Raw genomic sequence first — 14845 nt, 5'->3', positions numbered from 1 at the left:
ACATGACGACGACAGCGATCATCGTCGGCGGCGCCGGCGCGGCCGCGATCACCGCCGATGCGGCCGATACCGCGGCAGCCCGAGGCGTGGGAGGCGACGTGCCCACCCTCGCGTTCGAGCACGCCGGCGTGTGACGCCCGCGCGGCCGGGTCGTTCCCACAGGCCCCATCGACATCGGCGGTAACCTGCGCTGCATGAGGATGTCGCGCGCGCGACGGCAGTGGCTGCTCGACCGCCTCTTCTGGATCGGGCTGATCCTGAAGGGCCTGGACGGCGTGCTCGAACTGATCGGCGGCGTCCTGTTCCTCGTGCTGACCCCGTCGCAGATCTCGCAGATCGTCCAGGTGCTCACGCAGCACGAGCTCTCAGAGGATCCCCACGACCTCATCGCGAACGCACTCGTGCGGTTCGCGGCATCCCTCGACGTGTCGGCCGCGCTGTTCGGCGCGATCTATCTGCTGCTGCACGGGGCGGTGAAAGTCGTGCTCGTGGTCGCGGTGCTGCGCGATCGGCTCTGGGCGTACCCGTGGCTGATCGGATTTCTCGTCGTGTTCATCGGTTACCAGATCTACGACATGATCGTGCACTTCACGTGGGGGATGCTGGGGATCACGGTGTTCGACGTGTTCATCGTCGCGCTCACCCTGCGCGAGTACCGACTGCATCGGGCACGACATCATGCGCGTCACACCGAACGCAGCGGCAGCGCGCCCACTGACGGGCCGTGAGCGCCGCGGCGCTGATGCGGTAGAACGGTCTGGTGACGGGACTCGGCAGAGCCCGATCGGAGGCGCCCTCGCGCGTGCTCGCGCCGCGGTGTGGATCGCGCTGGCGCTGCCGGCCCCACCCGTGCTGCCGCGCCCGCGCTACACGCTGGCTGACCTCGCGCGCCAGACCACCGAGCGCGGGTTCGTCGTGCCGGTGCTGGTGCTTGCGGCGACGACCGGGATGCTCGGGGTCGCGGTGGGCTCCCTTCCACTGCTGGGCACACGGCTCGGCCTCGATGCCGTGCTCAGCGCCGCGCCGGTCGCTGTGCTCGCGCTGGTTTCGGCCGCGAAGTGGGCGACGCGGGCGGACCTCTGCTCGTCGGCGCCGTCGGGACCGCGGCATCCCTCGCCGCCGGCTTCGGCGTGCTCGCCGTGATCACCGCCGCGATCGCGGTCATCGGCGTTGTGGGCCTGCGCCCGCCCCGCTGAGGGCTCCGGCGGGTGGAGCCGGCCTGCCCCCAGGTTCAGTCGCGCAGCGCGCGGTTGACCAGCTCGGTGTCGGTGAACTCCATCTGCCGACGCAGGGATCACGTGGCCAGCGACGCCCGGAACTCGCTGGGCGCGACGCCGTATTCCGCCTTGAACGTGCGGCTGAAGTGCGCGGGGTCGGCGAACCCCCATCCGGCCGCGATCGCGGCGACCGGCCGGTCGGCGAGCAGCGGGTCGGTCAAGTCGCGTCGGCACTGCTCCAGTCGCCGCGACCGGATCCAGGTCGAGACCGTGGTGCCCTGCTCCTGGAACAGCCCGTGCAGGTGCCGGGTGGAGATGAAGTGCGCGGCCGCGATGGATGCCGGGGTCAGCTCGGCGGCGAGGTTGCCGTCGATGTGGGTGCGGATGCGCTGCATCAGGGCGCGGTGCGGATCGGCGGCATCGTCCAGCCCGAGCTCCTGGGAGAAGACCGTCGCGATCAGGTCGAGCGCGCTGTGGGCCAGGCGTGCGCCGACGGCACCGGTGAACTGCTCGAGGTTGGCGGCCAGCTGCGCCAGATAGGGGCCGACGACCGCACCCACACCCTCGCTGCCCGAGACGCGGACGGCCGTGAGCTCGCCGACCAGGTCGGTCGGGAGACGGAGCAGGTGGCGGGGGAACATCGCCACCAGGGTGCGGAACTCGTCGTCGAACACGAGGGAGTACGGGCGGCTGGTGTCGTAGACCGCCAGGCTGCCCGGCTCGAGCACTGCCTCGCGGCCGTCTTGGACGAGCAGACCTCGCCCGGCCAGCATGAGGTTCACCTTGAAGAACGCGCGCTCGTCCCGGGCGATCAGCTGCGGCGTCCGTTCGACCACATGCGGTGTGGCCTGCACCTCGGTGAGGTGCACATCGTCGGCCCCGGCGGCGCGGATCACTCCGCCGAAGCGCTGTGCACGGGATGCCGTCACCAGCAGCGGGACGAAGGATTCGTTCACCGCAGCGCGGAACGCGGTCACATCGCGCGCGACATTGGTCGCGACCGGACCGGCCTTCGTGGTCGCCGACACGGGCATCATCACCTCGCACTCTGAGCGTTCCTGGCATTGTATACGATTCGGTGCGCCCTGCCCAGGGGTGCGGCGTGCCCGCGCGGACAAGGACCGTGCTCGCCCGGTCATGCACGACCAGGCCGTTCGAGCCATGCTGGTCCTGGCGGGGTCACCCGAGTCCGCCCCGGCACCGAAGGAGCTGCCCATGTCTGCACCCACGACATCCACCACGCGCACCGCCGCGCACCGCCGCCTGGGCGTGATCGCGGTCGCCTTCATGATCGTCGCGGCCTCGGCCCCGCTGACCGTGGTCGCCGGCGGAGTGACGAGTTCGCTGTCGGTCACGCATGTCGTCGGCATCCCGTTCGGATACATCCTCCTGGCGGTCGTGCTGGGGATCTTCGCGATCGGCTACGCCGCGATGAGCCGCTTCATCACGAACGCGGGCGCGTTCTACTCCTACGTCGCGCAGGGCACGGGTCGTCCGATCGGCGTCGGGGCGTCGGTGCTCGCGCTGATCGCGTACAACGCGATGCAGATCGGCATCTGGGGGATGCTCGGGTTCCAGGTGTCCTCGTTCATCGAGCAGAAGACCGGCTGGGCCAGCCCGTGGTGGCTGTGGGTGCTGATCGGCATTGTCATCGTCGGCATCATGGGCGTGAACCGCGTCGACCTGTCGGCGAAGGTGCTGGGAGTCCTGGTCGCACTGGAGTTCGTCGTCGTGATCGTGTTCGACGTGATCGCTTTCGGGAACCCGGCGGAGGGGTTCACCGCGGCGCCGCTGACGCCGTCGGCGCTGTTCGTCCCGGGTGTGGGCGCCGCGCTCGCCTTCGGCATCGCGGCGTTCATGGGGTTCGAGTCCGCCGCGATCTACGGCGAGGAGTCGAAGGACCCCAAGCGCACGATCCCGCGCGCGACGTTCCTGGCCGTCTGCGTGATCGGTGTCTTCTACGCGCTCTCGTCCTGGGCGCTGACGCTCGCGGTCGGACCCGACAAGATCTCAGACCCCGCCGGCATCACCGCCGAAGAGGCCGGTCCGCCGCTGTTCTTCGACTTCGTCGCCGCGCACCTGGGTGTGATCTGGGTCGACATCATGTCGGTGCTGTTCATCACCAGCCTGTTCGCGGCCCTGGTCAGCTTCCACAACGCCGTCGCGCGCTACTCGTTCTCGCTCGGCCGCGAAGGCGTGCTGCCGGCCGTGCTGGGCACCGTCCGGGTGCGCAGCGGCGCGCCCTGGGCGGGCTCGCTGACCCAGAGCGTGGTGGCCGTGATCGTGATCGTCGGGTTCGCGATCGGCGAGCTGAGCTGGGACCCGGCCAGCGGACCCTTCGCGGTGCTCACGCTGTTCACCTGGCTGACGAACCTGGGTGCGTTCGGCCTGGTCCTGCTGATGGTGCTCGTCTCGATCGCAGTGATCGGATACTTCCGGCGCGACGCGCGGGACGTCGGCGTGGGCAGCCGCCTGGTGGCGCCGATCATCGCCGTGATCGCCCTGGGGGCGGTGTGGGTGCTGATCCTGGCGAACTGGAACGTCATGCTCGGGCAGACCGAGTCCACGCCGACCACGTTCATCCTGCCCGCCGTGCTGCTGGTGCCGTCCATCGCCGCGGTGTTCTGGGGAATGTGGCTGCGCAAGGCGCGACCCTCGGTGTACCGCCAGATCGGGCACGGCACCGAGCAGGAGCAGGCGGCGCGCCTGGGGGCGGATGACGTCGTCTGATCGCCGCCGTAGGATCGACGGTGTGACCGAGAAGCGCCATCCGCAGAGTGTCTATTCCGTGGGCGACGAGCCGGATCCGCGCTTCAGTCTCGCCAACGAGCGCACGTTCCTGGCTTGGATCCGCACCTCGCTCGCGCTGCTGGCCGTCGGGGTCGCGATCGAGGCGCTGAAGCTCGACATCCAGCCGGTCCTGCGCTTCATCGCCGCCGTCGTGTTCGTGCTGCTGGCCGTTCTCGCCGCGATCCACTCCTGGCTGTCGTGGGCCCGGCACGAGCGCGCGATGCGGCTCGGTCGCGCGCTGCCGGGGCCCTCGACCGGACCGGTGATCGTGATCGGGGTGGTGCTGGCCGTCCTGCTGCTGGTGGTCGGCCTGTTCCTATGACGGATGCCGCGCACGAGCGCCCGTTCGACCCCGGTCTGCAGACCGAGCGGACGCTGCTGGCCTGGCGGCGCACGTGTCTCGCGCTCGTGGTGGGCAACGCCGTCGCGATCAAGTACCTGATCGATGCGCTCGGGGGATGGGCGGCGCTGCTGGGTGTGGCGGGGATCGCGCTGGCGGGGATCGCCTGGGTGCTGTGCACGGTGCGCTATCGGCGGGTGCACATCGGACTCGTCCGCAACCAGACGCTGGTCTCGGGCGGGCGGCTGCCGGCGCTGGTGGCCGCGGCGGTCGCCGTCATCTGCGTCGCGGCGCTGATCCTGCTGTTCACGCTGTGGCGCCCGTGGTGAGACCGGCCCGCACCGTGCTCCGACGGGCGGCGCCAGCGTGCGTGACGTCGCCGGCGACGTCGGTGCCCGGCGCGAGGATGTCAGAGTGACGATCACGCGCCGGGCCCCCGCATCCCGCACCCGCCTGCTCGCCCAGCGCCTCCGGTCCCACCGGCTGTCGGCGCCGGCCGCCACGGTCGCGGAGGCCGCCGACCACATGCTGGCGGTGCAGGCGCAGGAGTTCTGGGGCGGGCGCTGGGCGCTGGCCGCCCGCACCCGCGGCGCTCCCACCCTCGCCGACGTGGACGCTCTGTTCGACGCGGGCCAGCTGGTGCGCTCCTGGACGATGCGCGGCACCATCCATATCGTCCCGGCGCGGGATCTGCCGTGGATGCTGTCGGTCACCGGTGCCCGGCAGCTGCGCGCCGCGGCCGGCCGTCAGCGCCAGCTCGGCCTGGACGAAGAGAGCATGCGGCGCGCCGAGACCGCCGCGGTGGCGGCGCTGCGCGGTGGCGGGCGTCTGAACCGCGCCGAGCTGTTCGAGGTCTTCTCCGCAGCCGGGGTCGATCCGGGCGGGCAGCGGGGCTACCACCTGCTGTATGCACTCGGCGTGCGGGGCGTGCTGTGCCAGGGTCCGGTGGTGCGCCGCGAGGGCGCCATCGCGCGCGAGCAGTGCTTCGTCCTCGTCGACGAGTGGGTGACGGATGCCGTGACCCCGCCGGATCCGCTGGTCGAGCTGTTCGTCCGCTACATCGACGGGCACGGCCCGGCCGACGCGGGCGACTTCGCATGGTGGTCGGGACTGCCACTGTCCGTCGCGCGGCAGGCGGCTGCAGCATCCGCCGGTCGCCTCGTCGAGGTCGACGAGGACGTGTTCGTCGCGCGCGACCTGCCGCGCAGCCGGCCGCGCGCGCCGAGCGTGCTGGCGCTGCCGTCGTTCGACGAGTACTACCTCTCCTACCTCGATCGCTCTCGGGTGTGCGCTCCCGACGTTGCGGCGGTCGTCGGGCCCGCCAAGAACGGCATGGTGCGCCCGATCGTGCTCGCCCGCGGTGCGGTCGCGGGGGTCTGGGCGCACTCCAAGGCGGTCGGCCGACACGCGGACGACCCGGTGCCGGAGCTGCTCGTCCCGGATGCCGCGACCGACGCCGAGGTCGCTGCGGCGCTGGAGCGCTACGCCCGATTCATCACGGGCTGAGGCATCCCGGCCGGGGCATCCGGACAGCAGGCATCACGGGACGGCCGAGCGGGGTGGCACCGGGTGCACCGGCTCAGGCGGGCGCGTGCTTGTCCAGGAACGCGTAGACCTCGCCGTCGTCCACCCCGGGGAACAGTCCGCTGGGCAGTGGACTGAACATCTGCATGTGCACCCGGGCGCTCGGCCAGGCCCGTCCCTCCCAGCGGGCGGCCAGCTCGATCGACGGCCTCCGGCAGCAGTTCTCGTCCGGGCAGGTCGAGACCGACCGCACGGCCGTTCCCCGCCCGCGGAACCACTTCGCATCGTCGAACGGCACGCCCACGGTGATCGAGAACTCGCCGGACGCGCTCGTGCCGGTCTGGGTCGCGCACCAGAACGTGCCGGCGGGCGTGTCGGTGTACTGGTAGTGCTCGACGGTGCGATTCTGTTCGTCGAACGCCGAGCGGGCCGAGAACTTCCGGCACACGGTCTGCCCCTCGACGGCACCCGTGACATCCATCGGCAGTGGCAGGTCGTCGTTCTCGTACACCCGTGAGATCGCGCCCGAACCGTCCACCCGCAGGAAGTGCAGCCGGATGCCGAGGTGTCGCGTGAGCAGGTTCGTCATCCGCATGCCGGCCGCCTCGTGGGTCACCCCGAACGCATCGCGGAAGTCCTCGACCGCGAGATTGCGGTCTTTCTTGGCCTGCTGCAGGAAGCCCACCGAGGCGGTTTCGGGCATCAGACAGCACGCGGCGTAGTAGTTGATCTCCAGTCGCTGTCGCAGGAAGTCGGCGTAATCGGTCGGCGGGGTGTGCCCGAGGAGTCGATGCGCCATCGCCTGCAGGGCCATCGAGCGCAAGCCGTGGCCGCCCGGGATCGAGGCCGGCGGCAGATAGATCCGCCCGTTGTCCAGGTCGGTCACCGACCGCGCCGAGTGCGGCAGGTCGCTCACATAGATCAGCTCGAACCCGAGCTGGGAGGCCATGATGCTCACGGAGCGGTGCGTCAGCGCGCCCGAGGTGTGCCCGGCCGCCTTCAGCTGCTTCTCGGCGAGCTGCTCGATCTCGGCCAGGTAGTTGTCCTGCGTCCTCATCTGCAGCCGCAGCTCGGTGTTGGCCCGGCGCGCCTCTTCCGGCGTGGCGATCGCCTCGTGCTCCCGACGCTGCAGTTCACGATGCAGCCCGAGCACGGACTCGATCATCTCGTCGCTGGTGCTCTTGGTGACCTTGATCGGCGGGATGCCGAGGCGCCGGAAGACCGGGCTGGTCTGCGCGCGGTCCAGCTCGATCTCCAGGGCGGCCCGGTGATTGGGCGGCTCGGCCGACAGCAGGTCCGTGACATCCGTCCCCGTCACCCGGGCGATCTCCTGCAGCAGCGAGAGCTTGGGCTCGCGCTTGCCGTTCTCGATCAGGCTGAGGTGGCTGCCGGCCACGCCGACCTGGGCGCCGAGCTCGTCGAGCGTGAGCCCGAGGGTGACGCGATGGTGACGGATGCGGTGGCCCAGAGTGCTGAGCTGGACGGAGGACGCCATTCCTTGAGGATAGCGAAAGAACCCGGCTTCTTTGCGCGCATTTCCCGGGAAAGACCCGCGATGACCTTGCGAGAGTGGAGGCAGCGAAGATCTGATCGTCCGATCCGATCCACCTGTCGACTTTTGGGAGCAGACATGGCCCTTGCCGAATCGTTCACCCGCACCGCCTCGAACGGCATCCGAGCCCTGCGTGACGTGCGCGAGTTCGGCAGCCGCCCGGACATCACCGGTCCGGGGATGCAGGAGCTCGTCGACTGGGTCGACGAGATCGCCGCGCTCACCCAGCCCGACCGCGTCCACTGGATCGACGGGTCTCGGGCCGAGAACGACGCCCTGCTGCGCCAGATGACCGACGAGGGCAAGCTGATCAAGCTCAACCCCGAGTGGCGGCCGGGCTCGTACCTGGCCCGCTCCGATGCGAAGGATGTGGCGCGCACCGAGGCGCGCACGTTCATCTGCTCGGCCACGGCCGACGACGCCGGGCCCACCAACAACTGGGCCGATCCCGCGCAGATGCGCGAGACCCTGAACGGGGTGTTCGCCGGCTCGATGCGCGGCCGCACCATGTTCGTGATCCCGTTCTCGATGGGCGCGGTGGGCGGCCCGCTCTCACACATCGGCGTTCAGATCACCGACAGCGCCTATGCCGTGGCATCCATCGGCATCATGACCCGGGTGGGCGAGAGCGTCACGCAGCTGATCGCCGAGGGTGCGCCGTGGGTGAAGACGGTGCACTCGGTCGGCGCTCCGCTCGAGTCCGGGCAGCCGGATGTCGCGTGGCCGTGCAATGACGAGAAGTACATCGTGCACTTCCCCGACACGCTCGAGGTCTACTCCTACGGCTCCGGCTACGGCGGCAACGCGATCCTCGCGAAGAAGTGCTTCGCACTGCGGATCGCCTCGGTCATCGGCCGGAATGAGGGATGGCTCGCCGAGCACATGCTGCTGATCCGCGTCATCTCGCCCGAGGGCAAGAAGTACCACCTGGCGGCGGCGTTCCCGTCCGCGTGCGGCAAGACGAACCTCGCGATGCTGCGGCCGACGATCCCTGGCTGGCGGGTCGAGACCCTCGGCGACGACATCGCCTGGCTGCGGCCCGGCGAGGACGGACGGCTGTGGGCGATCAACCCCGAAGCGGGTTTCTTCGGCGTCGCGCCCGGGACCGGCGAGTCGACCAACGTCACCGCGGTCGAGACGCTCTGGGGAAACACGATCTTCACGAACGTCGCGCTGCGCGCCGACGGCGATGTGTGGTGGGAGGGGCTGACCGACATCGTGCCCGAGGGTCTCACCGACTGGGAGGGCAACGCCTGGTCGCCCGACTCGGGGCGCCCCGCCGCCCACCCCAACTCGCGCTTCACGGTCAGCGCCGCCCAGTGCCCGCAGATCGCCGACGACTGGGAAGAGGCCGTCCCGCTGGACGCGATCCTGTTCGGCGGCCGCCGTGCCACGAACGTCCCGCTCGTGGTCGAGGCCACCGACTGGACGCATGGAGTGTTCCTCGGCTCGACCATCTCCAGCGAGCGCACCGCCGCCGCCGAGGGGACGGTCGGCGAGCTGCGCCGCGATCCGTTCGCGATGCTGCCGTTCTGCGGATACAACATGGCCGACTACTTCGGCCACTGGCTCAAGGTCGGGCAGAAGATGCGGTTCGACAAGGCGCCGCGCATCTTCCAGGTGAACTGGTTCCGCAAGGGCGCCGACGGCCGGTTCCTGTGGCCGGGCTTCGGTGACAATTCCCGCGTGATCGAGTGGATCGTCCGCCGTGTCGACGGTGCCGTCCCGGCCGTCGACAGCGCGATCGGTCGGCTGCCGCGCACCGAGGACCTCAACCTGGACGGACTGGATGTCTCCGCCGACGACCTCGCGGAGCTGTTCGCGGTCGACCCGTCGACCTGGGCGCAGGAGGCCGATCTCACCGAGGAGTTCTACGCGAAGTTCGACGGTCGCGTCCCGCCGGCGCTGCAGGCCGAGCTGTCGGCCCTGCGCTACCGCCTGAACCAGGCCTCCGCCGCCCCCACGTCCTGATCTCTCCTCGAGATCGTACGATTTGGCCGAGTGCACATCAGTCTTGACCGAGATTGGTGTGCACTCGGCGATTTGATGTGCAGTCGCGGCGCGGGTCGGGCGCGGCGCGCGTCGGGCGCAACGCGCGCCGGGCGCCCCGGGCGCGGGCGCGGTGGCGCAGGCCGCGGGGTCGCCCCGACCCGCGCCCCGACCCGCGCTACACCAGCAGCTGGTGCTTGGCCAGGTCGCGGTACAGGGGCGTGGACTCGACCAGCTCGGAGTGCGTGCCCTGACCGACCACCCGCCCGTGGTCCATCACCACGATGCGGTCCGAATCGACCACGGTCGACAGCCTGTGCGCGATCACGATCAGCGTGCGCCCCGTGGCCACCGCGTCGATGGCCTCCCGCATCCGCTGCTCGTTCAGGCCGTCCAGTGACGAGGTCGACTCGTCCAGCAGCAGGATCGGGGGAGCGGCCAGCAGCGCCCGCGCGATGGCCAGCCGCTGCCGCTCGCCTCCGGAGAGCATGACCCCCGCCTCGCCGACCTGCGCGTCGATGCCGAGCCGGCTGCGCTCGATCACCTCCCCGAGGTTGACCGCCCGCAGCACGCGCTCGCAGTCGGCATCGGATGCCTCGGGTGAGGCCAGCCGCAGATTGTCGGCGATGGTGCCGGCCAGCGTCGGAGCATCCTGCTCTACATATCCGAGCTGGGCGCGCAGGGCGTCGCGATCCAGGGCGCGCACATCCTGCCCGCCGACGAGGATCGCGCCCCCGGTCGGGTCGTAGAACCGCTCGATCAGGGCGAGCGTGGTCGACTTGCCGGCCCCGGACGGCCCGACCAGGGCCACGCGAGTGCCGTGCGGCACCGTGAACGAGACGCCGTGCAGCACCTCACCCCCGGCATCCGTCGCCCGCTCGACCGCGTCCAGGCCCGAGGTGTCCACCCGCGCCGACTCGAGCAGCGCCAGCGCCTCGGACTCGGTCTTGCGGCGCGCCTCGACCACCGCGGCGGGGTACGCGAAGCGGACGTCGCGGAACTCGATCGCGGGGAAGGATGCCGCACCCTGGGCCGCATCGCGCTCCGAGATGCGGAGATCTGACGAGACGAGGACGTTCTCGCCCGAGCCGGTCCTCATTTCGTGAGATCTCCGCACCTCGTGGGCGGGCGAGCCGGCGACCCTCGCCGCGATCGCGGCATCGTCGGCGGTCTCGGTGGGCAGCTCCAGCACCTCCTGGATGCGGCCGAGCGCACCCAGGGCCTGGTTCACCGACATGATCGCGCCGAAGAAAGTGCCCAGCGGCTGGATCAGCATGAACAGGAACATCACGAACGTGACCAGCGACGCGATCGAGATCGCGCCTGCGGCCACCCGGTACCCGCCCACGCCCAGCACCACCAGCAGCGACACCTGCAGCGCGATCCCGGCGATCGGCACGACCAGCGCCGACGCCTTGGCGATCCGCACGCCGACGTCGTACGTCTCGCGCGCCACCGTCGTGATCGCCGTCTGCTCGCGCTCGGCGGCGCCCGCGGCGCGGATGGTGCGGATCGACCCGACCGCCCGCTCGACCCCCGAGGCCAGCTCGCCGACCTTCTCCTGCTGCACCCGGGTGTGCCGGCGGATGCGGCCGGACAGCGTGCCGACCACCGCGACGGATGCCCCGATCACGATGAGGATCAGCACGAGCAGCAGCGGATCGATGACGGCCATGGCGATCATGGCCCCCACGAAGATGAGCGAATTGCCCACGGCATCCGCCAGCCCCTGCGTGAGCACCGCGTACAGCAGCGTCGTGTCGGTGCCCACGCGCGAGACGATGTCGCCGGTGCGGCGCGCATCGAACTCGCTGATCGGCAGGTGCAGGATGCGGGCGATCAGGCGCCGTCGACTCGAATACACGACCGCAGTACCCGTCCGCTGCAGCAGATAGTGCTGGTAGCCCGAGACGATGGATGCCGCGACCACCAGCGCGACGAGGATCCACACCAGCGATCCCAGCGGACTGCCGGACTGGACGCGGGCGATCACCTGGCCGACCACCAGCGGCTGCCCGAGGCTCGCGGCCGCGCCGACGATGCTCAGGACGATCACGATCGTGATCACGCCCCGCTGCTCGAATATGTACGGCAGCAGCTGGCTGATGCTGGCGCGCGGGCCGTCCGGCTTGCCACGACGGAAGGGGGAGCGGCGTGCGGGAGCCTGCGTGGTGGCGGACATGGATGTCTCCAGGGGATGTGGCAGAGGATGTGACAGCGGATGCGACGATGACGAATCGGACGACAGCGATGGCGCCGGGTCTATCTTCGTCCGAATTTCTTATGAGCGGCCTGGCGCGTCACGGCGAGGGCATCGGCGATCGCCACCCAGGAGTAGCCCTGGTTGCGCGCGCGCCGCACCTGCTCGGCCTCGGCGCGGGCCAGCTCGGCCCGTGCTGCCCGCAGTCGCCGCAGTTCGGCCAGCGGCTCACCGCCCTCGGCTGCGCCGATCGCCGTGCGTGCTTCGTCACTCATGCTGTCAACCATAGTTGACACCTTTCGAGGATGTCAACTCAGGTTGACATCCTCGACGCCACCCGCGCTATCCGCGCTACGGCGAGACGAACCGACCCTCCTGGGCGTCGGCGGACGCCTGCTCCTTGAGCTTGAAGTGCTGCTTCTTGCCGGTCGCCGTGTACGGCAGCTCTGACACGAACGTGTACCGTCGCGGCCGCTTGTAGTCGGCCAGCTTCACGCTGGCGCGCAGGTGGGCGTCCAGCTCGGATGCCGCGGCCGCGGCATCCGTCAGCGCACCATCCCGCGGCTGCACGTACGCGACGACCAGCTCGCCCCATTCCGGGTCGGGCAGTCCGACGACGATCGAGTCGGCCACCGACGGATGCGAGGCGAGCACCTCTTCCACCTGGACCGGGTGCACGTTCTCGCCGCCGGAGATGATCATGTCGTCCTTGCGGCCGACGATGGTGACGATCTCGTCCTCGTCCCAGCTGGCCAGGTCGCCGGGGTAGACCCAGCCGTCGCGGAACTTCTCCGCCTGCTCGTCGGGGTTGCCCAGGTACGCGTAGCCGGACTTCACCGACCGCATGATGATCTCGCCGATCTCGTGCCCGTCCTTGCGCGCCAGCTCGTCGGGGGCCGAGATCCGGTCGGTCTGGACCCGCACCACGGCGACGTCGTCGTCCAGGCAGGCGCGGCCGGCGGCACCGGCGGCCGCGGGCAGGTCGTCCGGTCGCAGATACGTGTTCCAGAACGCCTCGGTGGTGCCGTACCCGTTGGCGATCCGCGGGGTCAGCACGCGCTGGTAGCGCAGCGCCGCATCGTGGCTGAGCGGGGCGCCCATGGTGACGATGCCGTGCAGGCTGGACAGGTCGCGGGGCCGTGCCTCCTGCGCGTCCGCCAGGCGCTCCAGGTTGGTCGGTGCCCCGACCACATAGGTGAGGCGGTGCTCCTGGACGGCATCGAGCACGATCTCGGGGTCGAACTGGGGGAGCGTGACGACCTCGGCACCGACGAAGAACGCGGTGTTCGGACCGGCGCAGTAGTTGCCGCCGCGGTGGAACCAGGGCGACATGTTCATGGTCTTGTCACTCGGTCCGAGCGGGAAGTGCATCGTCACGTCGTGCGCGGTGAGCATCTCGTTCAGGCTCGTCAGCGGCACCGCCTTGGGCATGCCGGTGGTCCCGCTGGTGTACAGCCGGCTGGTCTCGTCCCAGGTGCTCGCGCCCTCGGGGGCGTGGAAGGATGCCGCGTCCGCGGCGATCAGGTCCTCGAACGGGATCGCACCCTCGACGAGCCCGTCGGATCCGCCGCCGACGGCCGCGAGGATGCGGGGTCGGTGCGCGGCGATCTCGAGCGCGGCCGTGACGTTCGCGGCATCCGTTCCGTCGTAGACGAACACCGCGGGCTTCGCGCCGTCGAGGATGTGCGCGGTCTCGGCCGGCGCCAGCCGGAAGTTCATCGGCGAGCTCACCGCGCGCAGGCCCTGCGCGGCGATGTACAGGAACGCGAACTCGGGGGTGTTCTTCAGCTGGTGGCAGACGATGTCGCCCACGCCGACGCCCCGGGATCGCAGCCCTGCGACGAGGCGCCCGGTGACGGCGCCGAGCTCGGCGTACGTCCACGACCGGCCCGTCGGCGGATCGGTGAGGGCAGGGCGACGCGCGTAGCGGTGCGTGTTCCGCGCGAACGCGGCCGCCCAGGTGAAGCTGCTCTCGAAGACCCGCTGCAGCTCGCTCGGGTCGTATTCCGTGTTGCCGGCCATCTGATCACTCCTGACGACGTCGTGAGACTGTCGTCAGCTTATCCAGCCCCGGGTCGTGCGCGCGATCAGCGCCAGACATCCGCCGCGATGTCGACCACCGAGCGGATCTTGGCCCACTGCTCGTCCTCGGACAGCTCGTTGCCCTCTTCGGTCGAGGCGAACCCGCACTGCGGGCTCAGCGCCAGCTGCTCCAGCGGCGCGTACGCGGTCGCCTCGTCGATGCGGCGCGTGATGTCGTCCGGGTCCTCCAGCTGCCCGGTCTTGGTCGTGACCAGGCCCAGCACCACGGTCTTGTCGCCGGCCGGCAGGAACCGCAGCGGCTCGAACCCGCCGGCGCGGTCGCTGTCGTACTCGAGGAAGTAGCCGTCGTACTGCACCACGTCCAGCAGCTGCTCGGCGATCGGCTCGTACCCGCCGGACGAGATCCAGGTGGAGCGGAAGTTGCCGCGACACACGTGCGTGGTGACGGTGAGGTCGTCGGGCTTGCCGGCCAGCACCCGGTTGAGGATGTCGGCGTAGCGCTCGGCGATGCCGTCGGTGTCGATGCCGCGCTCGCGGGCCTTGGCCAGCTCGGCGTCCGAGCACAGATAGGCCCACGCGGTGTCATCCAGCTGCAGGTACCGCGCTCCCGCGTCGTAGAAGGCCCCCAGCGCGTCGCGATACGCCTGCACCAGGTCGTCGACGATGGCGTCCCGTCCGTCATATGCCGATTCGGCGATATGCCCCGGCTCGAGGCGGAAGTCGAGCACGGTCGGGGCCGGGATGCTGAACTTCGGCGTCGCTCCGGTGCGGGCCGCGGCATCCCGCACGTACCGGAAGTGGTCGAGGAACGGATGCTGCGCGTCGAACCGGATGGGGCCCGAGACCTCCACGCCGCGCGGCTTGGTCTGCACGCCCTGGAACTGGATGCCGTGGTCCAGCTCGACGATGTCGACGCCGCCGAGGAACCCGAGGAAGTCGAAGTGCCACCACGACCGCCGGAACTCGCCGTCGGTGGCCGGCTGCAGGCCGGCGTCGCGCTGGGCGCGCACCAGGTCGTCGATCGCGGCGTCCTCCACCGCGCGCAGCCCGGCATCGTCGAGCTGGCCGTCAGCGTGGCGGCGGCGGGCGGTCTTCAGGGAGGCGGGGCGCAGGAAGCTTCCGACGATGTCGGCACGATACGGGGGAGTGGTCACCGTGCGATGGTAGAACGGCGCCGCGCCGGCCGCGGC

General features: G+C 70.4%; 14 protein-coding genes. 8 read left to right on the top strand and 6 right to left on the bottom strand.

The window, feature by feature from the left end:
- Nucleotides 1-2: 2 nt before the first annotated feature.
- The 3 genes from AC0L6F_RS05750 (at nt 3) to AC0L6F_RS05740 (ending at nt 1143) form a co-directional block, all read left to right on the top strand.
- Nucleotides 3-134, top strand: coding sequence for a hypothetical protein (locus tag AC0L6F_RS05750; RefSeq protein ID WP_259612418.1), 132 nt, complete (start codon nt 3-5; stop codon nt 132-134).
- Between the two features lie 60 nt (nt 135-194).
- On the top strand, nt 195-728 hold the full coding sequence (locus tag AC0L6F_RS05745) for a DUF2127 domain-containing protein (protein ID WP_473539510.1): 534 nt from the start codon (nt 195-197) through the stop codon (nt 726-728).
- 88 nt (nt 729-816) lie between these two features.
- On the top strand, nt 817-1143 hold the full coding sequence (locus AC0L6F_RS05740; RefSeq protein WP_274637755.1) for a hypothetical protein: 327 nt from the start codon (nt 817-819) through the stop codon (nt 1141-1143).
- 151 nt (nt 1144-1294) lie between these two features.
- On the opposite strand, the gene AC0L6F_RS05735 is transcribed toward AC0L6F_RS05740, so the two are convergent.
- Nucleotides 1295-2251, bottom strand: a complete 957-nt coding sequence (locus AC0L6F_RS05735) for an AraC-like ligand-binding domain-containing protein (RefSeq protein WP_473539966.1) — start codon at nt 2249-2251, stop codon at nt 1295-1297.
- Nucleotides 2252-2432: 181 nt separating this feature from the next.
- Between AC0L6F_RS05735 and AC0L6F_RS05730 the strand changes: the two genes are divergently transcribed.
- From AC0L6F_RS05730 to AC0L6F_RS05715, 4 genes are all read left to right on the top strand, one after another.
- Nucleotides 2433-3947, top strand: a complete 1515-nt coding sequence (locus AC0L6F_RS05730) for an APC family permease (RefSeq protein ID WP_259612415.1) — start codon at nt 2433-2435, stop codon at nt 3945-3947.
- 22 nt (nt 3948-3969) lie between these two features.
- Nucleotides 3970-4329: a YidH family protein gene (locus AC0L6F_RS05725; protein ID WP_259612414.1), complete on the top strand. Its 360-nt coding sequence runs from the start codon at nt 3970-3972 to the stop codon at nt 4327-4329.
- On the top strand, nt 4326-4676 hold the full coding sequence (locus AC0L6F_RS05720) for a DUF202 domain-containing protein (protein ID WP_473539509.1): 351 nt from the start codon (nt 4326-4328) through the stop codon (nt 4674-4676). Before AC0L6F_RS05725 ends, AC0L6F_RS05720 begins: the two co-directional genes overlap by 4 nt.
- 85 nt (nt 4677-4761) lie before the next feature.
- Nucleotides 4762-5853, top strand: coding sequence for a winged helix DNA-binding domain-containing protein (locus AC0L6F_RS05715; RefSeq protein WP_473539508.1), 1092 nt, complete (start codon nt 4762-4764; stop codon nt 5851-5853).
- A gap of 73 nt (nt 5854-5926) precedes the next feature.
- On the opposite strand, the gene AC0L6F_RS05710 is transcribed toward AC0L6F_RS05715, so the two are convergent.
- The gene (locus AC0L6F_RS05710; RefSeq protein ID WP_473539507.1) at nt 5927-7366 is read right to left on the bottom strand and encodes a helix-turn-helix domain-containing protein; all 1440 of its coding nucleotides are present in this window, start codon (nt 7364-7366) and stop codon (nt 5927-5929) included.
- Nucleotides 7367-7501: 135 nt separating this feature from the next.
- On the opposite strand from AC0L6F_RS05710, the gene AC0L6F_RS05705 reads away from it, so the two are divergent.
- Nucleotides 7502-9394: a phosphoenolpyruvate carboxykinase (GTP) gene (locus tag AC0L6F_RS05705; RefSeq protein WP_473539506.1), complete on the top strand. Its 1893-nt coding sequence runs from the start codon at nt 7502-7504 to the stop codon at nt 9392-9394.
- 196 nt (nt 9395-9590) lie between these two features.
- Here AC0L6F_RS05705 and AC0L6F_RS05700 read toward each other — a convergent pair whose 3' ends face one another.
- The 4 genes from AC0L6F_RS05700 to AC0L6F_RS05685 form a co-directional block, all read right to left on the bottom strand.
- Nucleotides 9591-11594 (bottom strand): ABC transporter ATP-binding protein, encoded by a 2004-nt coding sequence (locus AC0L6F_RS05700; RefSeq protein WP_473539505.1) that lies wholly within the window; start codon nt 11592-11594, stop codon nt 9591-9593.
- Nucleotides 11595-11674: 80 nt separating this feature from the next.
- Nucleotides 11675-11887, bottom strand: a complete 213-nt coding sequence (locus tag AC0L6F_RS05695) for an AsnC family protein (RefSeq protein WP_259612412.1) — start codon at nt 11885-11887, stop codon at nt 11675-11677.
- 76 nt (nt 11888-11963) lie between these two features.
- Complete coding sequence (locus tag AC0L6F_RS05690; RefSeq protein WP_473539504.1) at nt 11964-13634, bottom strand: class I adenylate-forming enzyme family protein; 1671 nt, start codon at nt 13632-13634, stop codon at nt 11964-11966.
- Nucleotides 13635-13699: 65 nt separating this feature from the next.
- Complete coding sequence (locus AC0L6F_RS05685) at nt 13700-14809, bottom strand: 5-methyltetrahydropteroyltriglutamate--homocysteine S-methyltransferase (protein ID WP_473539503.1); 1110 nt, start codon at nt 14807-14809, stop codon at nt 13700-13702.
- Nucleotides 14810-14845 lie beyond the last annotated feature (36 nt).

The organism is Microbacterium sp. G2-16M (genome assembly GCF_055809115.1).
This window is presented reverse-complemented; position numbering and strand designations above follow the sequence as displayed.